This is a genomic window from Actinosynnema pretiosum (assembly GCF_024171695.1).
In the GTDB taxonomy this organism is placed as follows: domain Bacteria; phylum Actinomycetota; class Actinomycetes; order Mycobacteriales; family Pseudonocardiaceae; genus Actinosynnema; species Actinosynnema pretiosum.
In genome coordinates, this window is record NZ_JAMTCF010000011.1 from 68,372 (window position 1) to 80,754 (window position 12,383).

At 75.5% G+C, this 12,383-nt stretch carries 12 protein-coding genes and 1 pseudogene; 9 read left to right on the plus strand and 4 right to left on the minus strand.

The window, feature by feature from the left end; translation table 11 throughout:
- Positions 1 to 123 precede the first annotated feature (123 nt).
- The 6 genes from LV78_RS22560 (at position 124) to LV78_RS22585 (ending at position 5,287) form a co-directional block, all read left to right on the plus strand.
- Positions 124 to 1,080 (plus strand): ABC transporter substrate-binding protein, encoded by a 957-nt coding sequence (locus LV78_RS22560; RefSeq protein WP_253847596.1) that lies wholly within the window; start codon positions 124 to 126, stop codon positions 1,078 to 1,080.
- Positions 1,080 to 2,180, plus strand: coding sequence for a FecCD family ABC transporter permease (locus LV78_RS22565; RefSeq protein ID WP_253847597.1), 1,101 nt, complete (start codon positions 1,080 to 1,082; stop codon positions 2,178 to 2,180). Before LV78_RS22560 ends, LV78_RS22565 begins: the two co-directional genes overlap by 1 nt.
- Entirely contained in the window at positions 2,177 to 3,226 is a 1,050-nt protein-coding gene (locus LV78_RS22570) for a FecCD family ABC transporter permease (RefSeq protein ID WP_253847598.1), read from the plus strand. Before LV78_RS22565 ends, LV78_RS22570 begins: the two co-directional genes overlap by 4 nt.
- Positions 3,223 to 4,002: an ABC transporter ATP-binding protein gene (locus LV78_RS22575; protein ID WP_253847599.1), complete on the plus strand. Its 780-nt coding sequence runs from the start codon at positions 3,223 to 3,225 to the stop codon at positions 4,000 to 4,002. Before LV78_RS22570 ends, LV78_RS22575 begins: the two co-directional genes overlap by 4 nt.
- Before the next feature lie 37 nt (positions 4,003 to 4,039).
- A complete protein-coding gene (locus LV78_RS22580; RefSeq protein WP_253847600.1) occupies positions 4,040 to 4,777 on the plus strand; it encodes a GntR family transcriptional regulator in 738 nt (245 codons plus the stop codon).
- A gap of 69 nt (positions 4,778 to 4,846) precedes the next feature.
- Positions 4,847 to 5,287 carry a winged helix DNA-binding protein gene (locus tag LV78_RS22585; protein WP_253847601.1) on the plus strand — a complete coding sequence of 147 codons (441 nt, stop codon included), beginning with the start codon at positions 4,847 to 4,849 and terminating at the stop codon, positions 5,285 to 5,287.
- A gap of 161 nt (positions 5,288 to 5,448) precedes the next feature.
- Here the strand turns inward: LV78_RS22585 and LV78_RS22590 are convergent, their stop codons facing one another.
- Positions 5,449 to 6,138 (minus strand): SMI1/KNR4 family protein, encoded by a 690-nt coding sequence (locus tag LV78_RS22590; protein ID WP_253847602.1) that lies wholly within the window; start codon positions 6,136 to 6,138, stop codon positions 5,449 to 5,451.
- A 132-nt stretch (positions 6,139 to 6,270) separates the two neighbouring features.
- On the opposite strand from LV78_RS22590, the pseudogene LV78_RS42060 reads away from it, so the two are divergent.
- Positions 6,271 to 6,576 (plus strand): annotated as a pseudogene (locus tag LV78_RS42060) (helix-turn-helix domain-containing protein); the annotation flags it as partial.
- Between the two features lie 334 nt (positions 6,577 to 6,910).
- Here LV78_RS42060 and LV78_RS22595 read toward each other — a convergent pair.
- On the minus strand, positions 6,911 to 7,366 hold the full coding sequence (locus LV78_RS22595; RefSeq protein ID WP_253847603.1) for a MarR family winged helix-turn-helix transcriptional regulator: 456 nt from the start codon (positions 7,364 to 7,366) through the stop codon (positions 6,911 to 6,913).
- A 157-nt stretch (positions 7,367 to 7,523) separates the two neighbouring features.
- Here LV78_RS22595 and LV78_RS22600 point away from each other — a divergent pair, with 157 nt between their 5' ends.
- On the plus strand, positions 7,524 to 8,582 hold the full coding sequence (locus LV78_RS22600; protein ID WP_253847604.1) for an alkene reductase: 1,059 nt from the start codon (positions 7,524 to 7,526) through the stop codon (positions 8,580 to 8,582).
- Positions 8,583 to 8,627: 45 nt separating this feature from the next.
- Here LV78_RS22600 and LV78_RS22605 read toward each other — a convergent pair whose 3' ends face one another.
- Complete coding sequence (locus tag LV78_RS22605) at positions 8,628 to 10,289, minus strand: serine/threonine-protein kinase (RefSeq protein ID WP_253847605.1); 1,662 nt, start codon at positions 10,287 to 10,289, stop codon at positions 8,628 to 8,630.
- A 197-nt stretch (positions 10,290 to 10,486) separates the two neighbouring features.
- Positions 10,487 to 11,323 carry a LysR family transcriptional regulator gene (locus LV78_RS22610; RefSeq protein ID WP_253847606.1) on the minus strand — a complete coding sequence of 279 codons (837 nt, stop codon included), beginning with the start codon at positions 11,321 to 11,323 and terminating at the stop codon, positions 10,487 to 10,489.
- Positions 11,324 to 11,406: 83 nt separating this feature from the next.
- Here LV78_RS22610 and LV78_RS22615 point away from each other — a divergent pair, with 83 nt between their 5' ends.
- Positions 11,407 to 12,363 carry a Kelch repeat-containing protein gene (locus LV78_RS22615; RefSeq protein WP_253847607.1) on the plus strand — a complete coding sequence of 319 codons (957 nt, stop codon included), beginning with the start codon at positions 11,407 to 11,409 and terminating at the stop codon, positions 12,361 to 12,363.
- Positions 12,364 to 12,383: the final 20 nt, after the last annotated feature.

The following is a 12,383-nucleotide window of genomic DNA, read 5'->3' on the forward strand; positions in this document are numbered from 1 at the left end:
TGGTGGCCGAGGTGCCGGGCGGTTCCGGTTTGCGGCTTTGAAGTCCCTGCTCCACCACGCGCGACACCGTGCTTCGGGACCCCGCACACCAACTGGTCGACTGAGTTAGGTTAGCCTCACTACATGCTGCCCCCCAGGCGTCTCCGCCACGCCGCCCTGCTCCTGACCTGCGTCGCGGCCCTGTCCGCCTGCGGTTCCGGCACCGCCGCCGAGCCCGAGGCCGCCGAGGGCCGCACCGTCGACACCCTCCTCGGGCCGGTCACCGTCCCCGCCCAGGTCGACTCCGTGGTCGTCCTGGAAGGCCGCCGCGACCTCGACGTCGTCCTCTCCCTCGACCTCCCCCTCGTCGGGTACCCCTACGAGGAGGCCGGGTCGCTCGACCTGGAGTCCCCGCTGGCCGACCGGCTCGCCGCCGCGCGCGACAAGGGCGCGAAGGAGCTGTTCCTGGCCGACGAGATCAACCTGGAGGCCATCGCCGCCGCCGCGCCCGACCTGATCGTCAGCCGCGTCGACGACGTCGAGCCCATCCGCGCCGAGCTGGAGGCCATCGCGCCCGTGCTCGCCATCGGCGACCAGAGCAAGAGCACCTGGCAGGACGACCTCCGGCTGGTCGGCCGCGCCACCGGGCGCGAGGACCGCGCCGACGCGCTGATCGCCGAGTACGACGAGCGCGTCGCCGAGCTGTCCACCACCTACGCCGCGCAGCTCGCGGGCACGACGTTCGCGCCCGTCGTGATCTCCGCCGAGAAGGCCGAGGTCCGGCCGGGCAGGCTCATGTCCACCGTGCTGACCGACCTCGGCGCCAAGCCCTCCACCGCGTTCGCCGAGGCCGTGGAGACCGGGCGGGCCGAGTTCGGGCCCGAGCAGCTGCTGGCCGGGTTCGGGGACGCGGGCGCGCTGATCCCCCTGGTCAACGACCCGCAGACCTGGGAGCAGGTCCGCACCTCGGCGCTGTACCAGCAGCTTCCCGCCGTGCGCGACGGGCACGCCGTCCGCTCGGACAAGCAGACCCACGAGGGCGCCGCGACCACCGCGCTGCACTGCCTCGACGTGGTCGAGCAGCTGCTGAAGACCCTGTAGTGGCCGAGTCCGCCGTCGCCGAACCCGCCGTCGCCACCCCTGCGGTCGCCGAACCCGCTGGGGCGCGACCGGCCGGGACCGGCCCGCCCCCGGCGCCCGGCTGGCGCCTCCCCGCAGGCGCGCTCGCGCTGCTCGCCCTCCTGGCGGGCGCGGTCCTGCTGAGCCTGCTGGTCGGCGGCCGGGGCCTGACGCCCGCCGCCGTCTGGGCGGCGCTGCTCGGCGACGGCGCCCCGGAGTCCACCGCGATCGTGCTCGGCCAGCGGCTGCCCCGCACGGTCATCGGCCTGCTCGGCGGTTGCGCGCTGGCCGTCGCGGGCGCGCTCGTGCAGGGCCACACCCGCAACCCGCTGGCCGACCCCGGCCTGCTCGGCGTCACCTCGGGCGCGTCGCTGGCCGTGGTGCTGGCGATCTCCCTGCTCGGCCTCACCACCCCGGCGGGCCACCTGTGGTTCGCGTTCGCGGGCGCCGCGCTCGGCACGGTCGTGGTCACCGCGATCGGCCTGGCCGCCGGGCGCGAGCGCGACGCCTCGCCCGCCTCCCTCGCGCTGGCCGGTGCGGCGGTGTCGGCGCTGCTGAGCGCCGTCACCGGCGTGCTGCTCCTGCTCGACGCGGGCGCGCTGGACGTGCACCGCTTCTGGACGGTCGGCTCGCTCGCGGGCGGTCGCGGGTTCGACGTGGTCGCCGCCGCCGGACCCCCGCTGCTGCTGGGCCTGCTGGTCGCGCTCGCCCACGCGCCCGCGCTCAACACCCTCGCGCTCGGCGACGACCTGGCCCGCGCGCTCGGCCGCCGCCTGCTGCCCGCGCGGCTGGTCGGCCTGCTGGCGGTGACCCTGCTGGTCGGGTCGGCGACGGCGCTGGTCGGGTCGCTCGGGTTCGTCGGGCTGGTCGCGCCGCACCTGGTGCGCGGGTTCACCGGGCCGGACCACCGGGCGCTGCTGCCGGTGTGCGCGGTCGCGGGCGCGGTGCTGGTGCTGCTGGCGGACGTGCTCGGGCGGGTGCTGATCGCGCCCGCCGAGCTGCCGGTGGGGATCGTGCTCGGCGTGGCCGGTGGACCGGCGTTCCTGCTGGTGGTCGTGCGGCACCTGCGGGGCGCGCGGTGAGCCGGGACTGGCGGGTGCTCGCGCTCGGCCCGGTGACGGCGCGCTGGCGGCCCCGGACCGCGCTGGTGACCGCGCTCGCGCTGCTCGCGGCGGCCGGTTTCGCCGTGCTGGCACTGGGTTCCGGCGATTTTCCAGTCGCGCCCGCGCGTGTGCTGGACGTGCTGCTCGGCGGTGGGACGCGGCGGGAGCGGCTGATCGTGCTCGACCTGCGGCTGCCCAGGGTCGTGCTGGCGGTGGTGGTCGGCGCGATGCTCGCGGTGTCCGGGGCGATCACGCAGACCGTGGCGCGCAACGCCTTGGCCAGCCCGGACCTGCTCGGCGTCACCGCCGGTGCGGGCACGGGCGCGGTGGCGGTGTTCGTGCTGGAGGGCTCGGCCGGTGGCGCGCTGCGCGCGGTCGGCGTCCCGGCGGCGGCGCTGCTCGGCGGGCTGCTCGCGGCCGGGCTGACCGCCGCGCTGCTGACCTTCACCGGTGGCGGCGGGCTGCGACCGCTGCTGGTCGGCGTCGGCGTGTCGGCGTTCTTCGGCGGTGTCACCGGCTGGCTGCTGCTGGCCGCGCGCATCGACGACGCGGAGCGGGCCAACGCCTGGCTCGCGGGGTCGTTGAACGGGCGGGGCTGGACCGAGGTGACGAGCACGTCGCTCGCGCTCCTGCTGTGCGCGGCGGCCCTGGTGCCGCTGTCCGCCCGGATTCCGGCCGTGCAGCTGGGTTCCGAGGTCGCGTCGGCGCTCGGGCACCGCACCGGCCGGGTGGTCGGGGCGCTGCTGCTGTGCGCGGTGGCGCTGGCGTCGGTCGCCGCGTCCGCCGTGGGACCGGTCGGGTTCGTGGCGCTGGTCGCCCCGCACCTGGCCCGGCTGTCCTGCGCCGCCCCGCGCCCCCCGCTGGCCGCGTCCGCCGCGCTCGGCGCCGTGCTGCTGCTGGCCGCGGACCTGGTGGCGCGCACGGCTTTCGCGCCGATCACGCTCCCCGCAGGCGCGGTGACGGCGGTGGTCGGCGCGCCCTTCCTGGTGTGGTTGCTGGTTCGTTCCCGGAGGTTCCCGTCATGAGCACGTCGCTGCGGACCGAGGACCTGGTGGTGCGCTTCGGCGACCACACGGCCGTGGACGGGGTCGCGCTGACCGTGCCGACCGGTTCGGTGACCGCGATCGTGGGGCCCAACGGGTGCGGCAAGTCCACCCTGCTGCGCGCCCTCTCCCGCGTGCTGCCACCGGATTCCGGCCTGGTGCTGCTGGACGGCGAGGACGTGCGCCGCACCCCGCCGCGCGCGTTCGCCCGCAAGGTCGCCCTGCTGCCGCAGGAACCCCAGGCGCCGGACGGGCTGACCGTGGTCGACCTGGTGACGCGCGGTCGCGACCCGCACCGCCGCTGGTACGACCAGTGGTCGAGGCCGGACGAGGAGATCGTGCTGGACGCGTTGCGCCGCACCGGTTTGGCGGACCTGGCGGACCGGCCGCTGCACGCGCTGTCCGGCGGGCAGCGGCAGCGGGCGTGGATCGCGCTGGCGCTGGCGCAGCGCACCGACGTGCTGCTGCTGGACGAGCCGACGAACCACCTGGACGTGGCGCACCAGCTCGACGTGCTGGACACGGTGACCTCGTTGCGGGGCTTGACGGTCGTGATGGTGCTGCACGACCTCGGCCTGGCCGCCCGGTACGCCGAGCGCGTGGTGGCGGTCCGCGCGGGGCGGGTGGTGGCCGAGGGACCGGTGGCGGAGGTGCTCACGCCCGCGCTGCTGCGGGAGGTGTTCGACGTGGAGTGCGGGGTGCTGACCGACCCGGAGACCGGGCGGCCGGTGGTGGTGCCCAGGCGCGTGGTGCGCTGACTAGGGTTGGCCGCGTCGAGGCGAGGAGGCCTGGGTGGTGGGTCGTGGCAGGCGCGAGGGCGGCCGGATCGGCGGTCCGACCAGCGTCACGGACCTGGCGGCGACCGAGCTGAGGACCCGCGTCCGCACCGGGGAGCTGGCGCTGGGGCAGCACCTGGTGGAGCAGGCGGTGGCCGACGACGTGGGCGTGAGCCGGGCCGCCCTGCGCGAGGCGCTGCGCGTGCTGGAGCGCGACGGCCTGGTCGAGCACGTGCCGCGCGCGGGGTGGCGGGTGGTGACGCTGACGCTGCGGGACGCGCACGAGATCGTGCTGCTGCGCGAGCACCTGGAGGAGTTGGCGGTGGAGACCGGGATTCCCGCGAGACCGGCGCCGCTGGCGCGGTTGGACGCGGAGGTGCGCCGCATGGAGGCGGCGGCGGACGCGCGGGTCGCCCTGGACGGGCTGGGGTTCCACCGGGCGTTCATCGGCCTGCCGGACAACCGCAGGCTGGCGGCGGCGTTCGAGACGATCGCGCACCCGCTGGGGGTGCTGATGAACCTGAACCGGGGGGCGCACGAGGAGGCGGAGACGCCGCGCGAGCGGGCGGCGCGGCACCGGCGGTTGTGCGACCTGGTGGCGGCGGGGGACCGGGGGGAGGTGCGGCGGGAGCTGCGGGCGCACCCCACGACGGCGTTCCTGGGGCGGGCCGACCTGTCGGCGGAGGGGGCGGGGCCGGAAGCGCTGGCGTGGTTGGCGGAGCGGACGGGGTTCCGGCACTCGGCCCACTGTCCTTGACCTCGACCTTGCTCGAAGTCCTAGGTTCGTCCTCGCTGGTTTTCCCTTGTGGCGAGAGGTGTTCCGCACATGACCACCACGGATTTGGCGGCAGAGCCCGCCGCGTACTGGACCGGCGTGGCCTACCAGGCCCTGATCGCCTTCACCAGGGCGCACCTGGCCGAGCAGGGGGTCTCGCAACCGCAGTTCTGGTTGCTGCGCAACCTCTCGGCGGCCGACCTCTCCCCGGACGGTGCCCCGATGACCGTGCCCGAACTGCAAGTCGCGATGGCGACCTACCTGCGCGCCGAGGACGACCTGCGGGCGGAGTCGGACGTGCTGGTGGCCAAGGGCTGGCTGCTCAGGGACGACGAGGGGCGGTTGACGATCACGGAGGCGGGGGAGCGGGCGCGGGTGGCGGTGAAGGCGACCACGCCGGGCCTGCGGGCGCGCATCCACGAGGGGGTGGACGACGCGGACTACGTGGCGGCGCTGGGGGTGTTGCAGCGGATGATCCGCAACGTGACCTGATGGCTGGTCCCGCTGCCCGTCCTGGGGGTCGGGCAGCGGGCCCGTTCACCGCCGGGGGCGGGCGTCGAGCGCGCCCGCCCGGCAGCTCCGCGCGGACATCTGCCCTGCGGCTCCGTCCCGGTCCACCCGTCCCGGAACCGTCCGCGCCGCCCCTGGCCCGATCACAGCTCCCCGCCCGCCTCCACCCACCCCACCAGGTCCGTGGTCACCAGCTCGCCGTCCTCCGCGATGTCCGGCCCCACCGCCCCCAGGTCCAGCCGGTGCACCGACACCCGGTCCCGCCCGTGCCGCCGCATGAACAGCCCCGCCCCGCCGCTGTCGTCGCCCACCAGCACCCAGTGGGGCGCGTACCGGGCGACCTCGAACGTGGTGTTCCGCTCCCCGAACGAGTCCGGCCCGTACACGTGCACCCCGTTGTCCAGCAGCACGCCCGGCGTGGCCCGCCACAGCCGCGCCACGGCCGGGTTGGGGCCGTCGCGCAGGCCGAGCGCCAGCGCGACCCGCGTGGTCAGGAAGCCCGCGAACGAGTCGGCGACCACCTCGTCCCCGACCACGACCCGCCGCTCACCGCCCACCTCGTCCCCGAACCGGTGGTCGGGCCCGCAGTCGCCGTCCCGCCAGAACACGAGGCCGTCCCGGTCGAACTCCTCGACCCCCAGCGGCGCGCCGTCGAGCAGGCCGCCCCCGAACTCGGCCAGCCACCACCGGTATGACGGCGGCAGCGCGGTCCCGGCGGACAGCTCGACCGCGCGCAGCAGCTCCTCGGGCACGGGCGTGGACCACGGGCGGATCGACGGGGTCGAGTGGACCAGTTGGCGCAGCAGCGTCATGTCGGGGAGCACGTCGGGCACTCTGCCACGGGGCCGCCGCGCGCACGCCGGAATTCCGCAGAACTGCTCGCACCACTGCGGGGAAAAGGCTCTTCCCGGCGCGCTTCCGCAGATCTCGGTGAACGTCCCGCCGCGTTGTCAGCCTGGTGGTGGATGCCGCCGAGTCCGCTTTCGACCCACTATTTCCCGGTGGTCGAGCTGAATCCTCCCGGAGCGGGCGCCGTTCCGGAAAATCACGATTGGGTCCTGGAGTTCGAGCGGGTCGGCAACCGGGAGGAGTTCGTCGCGCTGCTGCGCGGGGCGCGGTCCGCCGGTGGTCGGACCATCCGCGAACTGGCCAGGGCGGTCGGCGTTCCGCCCAGCACGCTCGGCGGGTACTTCTCCGGCAGGCACCTCCCCCTGGTCGGGCGAGCGGATCAGGTCGTGCGGGTGCTGGAGCGCTGCGGGGTGACCGGGAGCGGATTGGCGGAGGCCGTGCGCGCCGCTTTGGAGAAAGCGCACCGCGTGCCATCCGGCGCGGGATCGGCGGCGCCGCCCGAACGCGCTTCACCTTTTTCGGGCGAACACGGGGAATTGCCCAGGACCGTTCTCGACGCCATCGCGGAACTGCCCGCGATCAGAGCAACCCCGCATCACGCCGGGTCAGCGGCAGGTCTCGATGCCGGGGATCCAGGAGCTGTAGCCGGTGTCCCCAGCGAAGGGCGTGGACCGGTCGTCCGGCAAGGAGTCCGACCAGGGCAGGACAGGTCCGTACAGCGTCCGCGCAACGCCCCGGACAGCACCCCGGCCGACCTCACCGCTCCCGGATCGACCGCTCGATCACCCCCGCCGTCCGCGCGAACGCCGCCACCGCCTCCGCGTCCAACCCCCGCGCGCTCACCGACTCCAACCGCCGCCACACCCCCTCCAACGGCCCCCGCAGCGCCTCCCCGGCCTCGGTCAGCCGCACCCGCAGCACCCGCCGGTCCTCCGCCGTCGGCTCCCGCGCCACCAACCCCGCCTGCTGCATCCGCGACAGCGACTTCGACACCGTCGACGGGTCGATGCCCACCGTGTCCAGCAGCTCCGACTGGGTCTGCCCGTCGCGCTCGAACAGGCTCATCAGCAGCAGCTCCTGCCCTGGGTGCAGACCGTGCTCGCGCAGCAGTTCGGCGGCGTAGTTGCGGTGCGCGCGGACGAGTGACACGAGCGCGGCGCTGAGCGGGTACGCGCGGGCGAGGGGTGGTTCGTGGTCCATGGTGCGGTCCATCCTAGGCGGCCACCTGGGGTTTTACCCGGTCGCGCGGTGGGTGCGGGGGTATTCCCGCGCGGGCTGTGCGAATCGTCTCGCGCCGGATGGTTGGCTAGCCACTCAAACTCCCGCTACGTTCATGTGGCCAGCCAAGCATTCCCGGAGAGGACCTCCCGTGACCACCACCCCGCTCACCCCCGTCACCCTCGGCGACATCGAACTGCCCCACCGGCTGGCGATGGCCCCGATGACCCGCAGCCGCGCCCTCCCCGACGGCTCCCCGTCACCGCTCGCCGCCGAGTACTACGCCCAGCGCGCCTCGCTCGGCCTGCTCATCACCGAGGGCGTCCAGCCCTCCGAGGACGGCCAGGGCTACCTCCTGACCCCCGGCCTGCACGCCGACGCGCACGTCGAGGGCTGGCGCGAGATCGCCGACCGGGTGCACGCGGCAGGTGGCAAGCTCGTCGTGCAGCTCATGCACGTCGGCCGCGTCTCGCACCCCGACAACACCCCGCACCACCGGCAGCCCGTCGCGCCGTCCGCCGTCCGGGCCGAGGGCCTGATGGTCACCGCGACCGGGATGCAGCCCTTCGCCGAGCCGCGCGCGCTGTCCACCGACGAGATCGCCGCCACCGTGGCCGACTACCGCCGCGCCGCAGCCGCCGCGATCGCCGCGGGCGCCGACGGCGTGGAGATCCACGGCGCCAACGGCTACCTGGTGCACCAGTTCCTGTCCAGCAACACCAACACCCGCACCGACGGGTACGGCGGCACGGTCGAGGGCCGCGTCCGGTTCGCCGTCGAGGTCGCCACCGCCGTCGCCGACGAGATCGGCGCGGGCCGCACCGGCTTCCGCGTCTCGCCGGGCAACCCGTACAACGACGTCCGCGAGGACGACGTCGAATCCCTCTACACCGCCCTGCTGACCGCCCTCGCCCCGCTCGGCCTGGCCTACCTGCACGTGGTCCACGGCGGCGACGAGGCCCTGCTCAAGCAGATCCGCGCCACCTGGCCCACCGGCCTCGTGGTCAACCGCCCCGGCGCCGAGATCGCGGCCCGGCTGGCCGACGTCGAGTCGGGCCTGGCCGACGTGACCTCGTTCGGCGTGCTCGCCCTGTCGAACCCCGACCTGCTCGCCCGCATCGAGGCGAACGAGTTCAACGAGCCCGACCGGGGCACGTTCTACGGGGGCGACGCGCGCGGGTACACCGACTACCCGGCGCTGGAGGGCTGAACCGCGTCCCGTCGCCGTCCACCACCCGTGGACGGCGACGCGGGATCACGCCGGGTAGGCGAACCCCTCGTCCCGGATGAACACGTACCCCACCGCCTCCTGGTCGGCGACGCACTTCTCGGACCCGCACAGCGCGTTGTCCCCACGACCCTCGTGCCAGTACAGCCGCAGCGGGATCGTGCCGGGGGCCTGGGTGGGGAACACGTAGCCCTCCACCCGCAGCGGCGCGTAGCCCACCACCTCCTGCTGCGCCACGCACTCGTCCGTCCCGCACACCACCACGTCGCCGCGCTCCGCGCTCCACAGCGAGCGCAGCGGCACCGTGCCCTCCACCGGCGCGGTCAGCACCTTGGCCTCCAGCTGCGCGGGCGCGTAACCGGGAGCGCCGAGGCAGCCCTCGTTCAGGCAGGTCGCGTTGTCCTGGAGGTCGTTGTTCCAGTACAGCCACAGGTCCTGCTTCACCGGCTCCGGCGGCGGGGTCGAGGTGGTCGTGGTCGTCGTCGTGGTGCTCGACGCGGACGACGGCGCGGGCGACGAGGACGACACCGGCACGGGCGACGAGGACGTCGGGTCGCCCGACGCGGTCGGCTCCGGGTTCCAGTTGACGAACACCATCGTCGCCGCCGCCGTCAGCGCGGCCACCGCCACGCTCGCCGCGATCACCGTGCCCCACCGGTACCCGGAACCCGACGCGGACACCGGCTCGTCGCGCTCGACGGCCCGGCCCTCCGACCCGTCGAACACCGGCTTCATCTGGATCCGCGTCATCGCCACCGGCGCGGTCAGCTCGGCGGCCGTCACCGGCGGCACCGGCGGCTGCCCGGCCAGCACCCGCTCCACCTGCGCCCGCTGCTCCGCGATCATCCGGTGCACGCCGGGGCTCCACGGCCGGGGCGACGGCGGGATCGGGCGCGCCAGCTCCAGCACCTGCGCGGGCGTCGGCCGGGCGGCGGGATCGCGCTCCAGGCACCGCTCCACGATGTGCCGGATGCGCGCGGGCAGCGCGGTCAGGTCCGCGCGCACGCCCACCACGTTGTTCAGCGTCTGCAACGTCGACGACCCGGTGAACGGGCTCCGCCCGGTGCACGCCGCCGCCAGCACGGCGCCCAGCGAGAACACGTCGCCCGCCGCCCCGGCCAGCCCGGTCTCGATCTGCTCCGGGGACATGAAACCGGGGGAGCCCACCAGCGAACCGGTGTGCGTGAGCTGGCTGTTCGGATCGTCGACGGCCTTGGCGATGCCGAAGTCGATCACGCGCGGCCCGTCGTCGGTGAGCAGCACGTTCGACGGCTTGAGGTCCCGGTGCACCAGCCCGACCCGGTGGATCTCCAGCAGCGCCGTCGCCAGCCCGGCGGCCAGCCGCAGCGCGGACTCCTCGGGCAGCGGACCGGCCGTCGCCACCGCCTGCTGCAACGACGGGCCGGGCACGAACACCGACGCCAGCCACGGCACGGGCGCGTCCGGGTCGGCCTCCACCACGGCGGCCGTGTACGCGCCGGACACCCGCCGCGACGCCTCGACCTCGCGCGCGAAGCGGGCCCGGAACTCGGCGTCGCCGACCAGGGCCGTGCTGACCAGCTTGACCGCGACCAGCCGTCCGTCGGGCCCCGCGCCCAGCAGCACGCGCCCCATGCCGCCCTGGCCCAGCTCGGCCAGGACGCGGTAGCTGCCGATGGCGGCAGGATCGGACGCCCCAAGCGGCTTCACGGAATTCCCCTCCGGAACAGGACTCGTCGTGCCCCACCGACGAGGCGCAGGCCACTCTACGTCGCGCACGGGCGGTGAGGACCACCGGTCCGCCGCACGTCCGGGGCGTCCGACCGGGGCGCGGGGAAACCGTTGCGCGACAAGGACGACGGCCAACCGGAAGCGGTGTGCACGGACCGTGCACGACCCGGTCGGGATCAGCCCCGGAACACCTCGACGGCGATCCGCGCGAACGAGCGCACCAGCGGATCACGTCCGCGCCAGGCCACCACGAGCGGGCTCGGCGGCGCGTCGGCCAGCGGCGCCCACACCACCCCGTCGCCGAGCGGCTCACCGCGCGGCGCGACGCCCACCGAACCGTTCCACAGCACGGCCTGCACGCACTCGGCCACCGTCCGCACCACCGCCCCGTCCCGCGAGCCGGGCCCGCCCCAGAACGCGCGCCACGCAGGGTCCACCCCGTCCGGCAGCCGGAACCACGGCCGGTCCGCCAGGTCCGCCGCCGTCAACGACCGCCGCCCGGCCAGCGGGTCGTCCGCGCGCAGCACCGCCCCGACCGGGTCCAGCCGCAGCACGCGGGTGCCGATCCCGGTGGTGTCGAACGGGGTCCTGGTCAGCGCCACGTCCACCAGCCCGCCGCGCAGCCCGGCGGTCGGGTCGGTGAAGTCCGCCTCGCGGAACGCGATCCGGGTCGCCGGGTGCCGCTCCCGGAAGGCCTCGGCCAGCCGCGCACCCGCCGCGCCGCTCGCGCCCAGCACGCCCACGGTCAGCGGCGCGTCGGCCTCGGCGACCCGCGACCGCGCCAGCTCGGCACGCTCCAGCAGCGCGACGGCCTCGGCGTGCAGCGCGGTCCCCGGCCCGGTCAGCTCCACCCCGCCCGCCGACCGCACCAGCAGCACGACCCCGAGGTCGCGCTCCAGCCGCCGGATCGCCCGGCTCAGCGGCGGTTGCGTCATGTGCAGCCGCGCGGCGGCCCGGCCGTAGTGCCGCTCCTCGGCGACGGCCACGAAGTACCGGAGCAGGCGCAGGTCCATCACCGGCGACGATACCCGCGCGGAACCGACCGGTCCCAGCGGGACTTGGACGCGCGGACCCGGCGGCGGCGAGGCTGGGGACCATGAGCGAGAGCACGAGGAACCCCGCGTCCTGGCGGGCCGTCGCGGACCTGCCGCAGGCCCGCTCCGAGGTGGCCGTCGCCGAGGCGGGCGGCCTGGTGCACGTCGTCGGCGGCACCGCCCTGGTCGACGGGGAACCGCACTGGGCGACCACCCTGGTGACCGCGTACGACCCGAGCGCCGACCGCTGGACCGAGCGCGCCCCGCTGCCCGAGCCGCTCACCCACGTCGGCCTCGCCGGTCTGGGCGGCAGGCTGTACGCGTTCGGCGGCTTCACCGGCATCGTGCACCTCGACCCGCGCCGCGCCGCCTACTGCTACGACCCCGGGCGCGACGAGTGGACCGCGCTGCCGGAACTGCCCGCGGCGCTGGGCTCGGTGGGCGTCGCGGCCGTCGGCGGGAAGCTGCACGTCCTCGGCGGCCGGGACTCCCGCCAGGTCGTCCCCCTGCCGGGCACGCCACTCGAACTGGGCCTCGGCACGACGAACCACCACTTCACCTACGACCCGGAGCGCCGCACCTGGGCCCAGGCCCCGCCCCTGCCCGGCCCACCCCGCGACCACGCGGGCGTCGTGGCCCTGGACGGCCGGGTGCACGTCGTCGGCGGCCGGGTCGAGGACGTGGACCGGAACCTGGACCGGCACGACGTCCACGACCCGCGCACCGGCGGGTGGACCACCGCCGCACCCCTGCCCGCGCCGCGCTCGGCGGGCGCGACCACCGTCCACAGCGGACTGATCGTGCACGCCGGAGGCGAGTGCGGCCAAGGGGGGAGCACCTTCGACGACGTCCACACCTACGACCCGCGCACCGACCGCTGGACCGCCACCACCCCGCTCCCGCACGGCAGGCACGGCTTCGGCGCGGCCACGGCGGCGGGCCGGGCGTACTTCGTCGCGGGCTCGCCGACCTGCGCGGGCGGCGCGGGCGCCGACGCGCTGGAACTGCTCCTGGGCTGACCCCGGCGCCGCCACCCGCC

Bases quoted from the DNA above. Each gene is read 5' to 3' on its own strand.
- LV78_RS22560 (WP_253847596.1), top strand. From the start codon at position 124: ATGCTGCCCCCCAGGCGTCTCCGCCACGCCGCCCTGCTCCTGACCTGC.
- LV78_RS22575 (WP_253847599.1), top strand. From the start codon at position 3,223: ATGAGCACGTCGCTGCGGACCGAGGACCTGGTGGTGCGCTTCGGCGAC.
- LV78_RS22585 (WP_253847601.1), top strand. From the start codon at position 4,847: ATGACCACCACGGATTTGGCGGCAGAGCCCGCCGCGTACTGGACCGGC.
- LV78_RS22595 (WP_253847603.1), bottom strand. From the start codon at position 7,366: ATGGACCGCACCATGGACCACGAACCACCCCTCGCCCGCGCGTACCCG.
- LV78_RS22610 (WP_253847606.1), bottom strand. From the start codon at position 11,323: ATGGACCTGCGCCTGCTCCGGTACTTCGTGGCCGTCGCCGAGGAGCGG.
- LV78_RS22615 (WP_253847607.1), top strand. From the start codon at position 11,407: ATGAGCGAGAGCACGAGGAACCCCGCGTCCTGGCGGGCCGTCGCGGAC.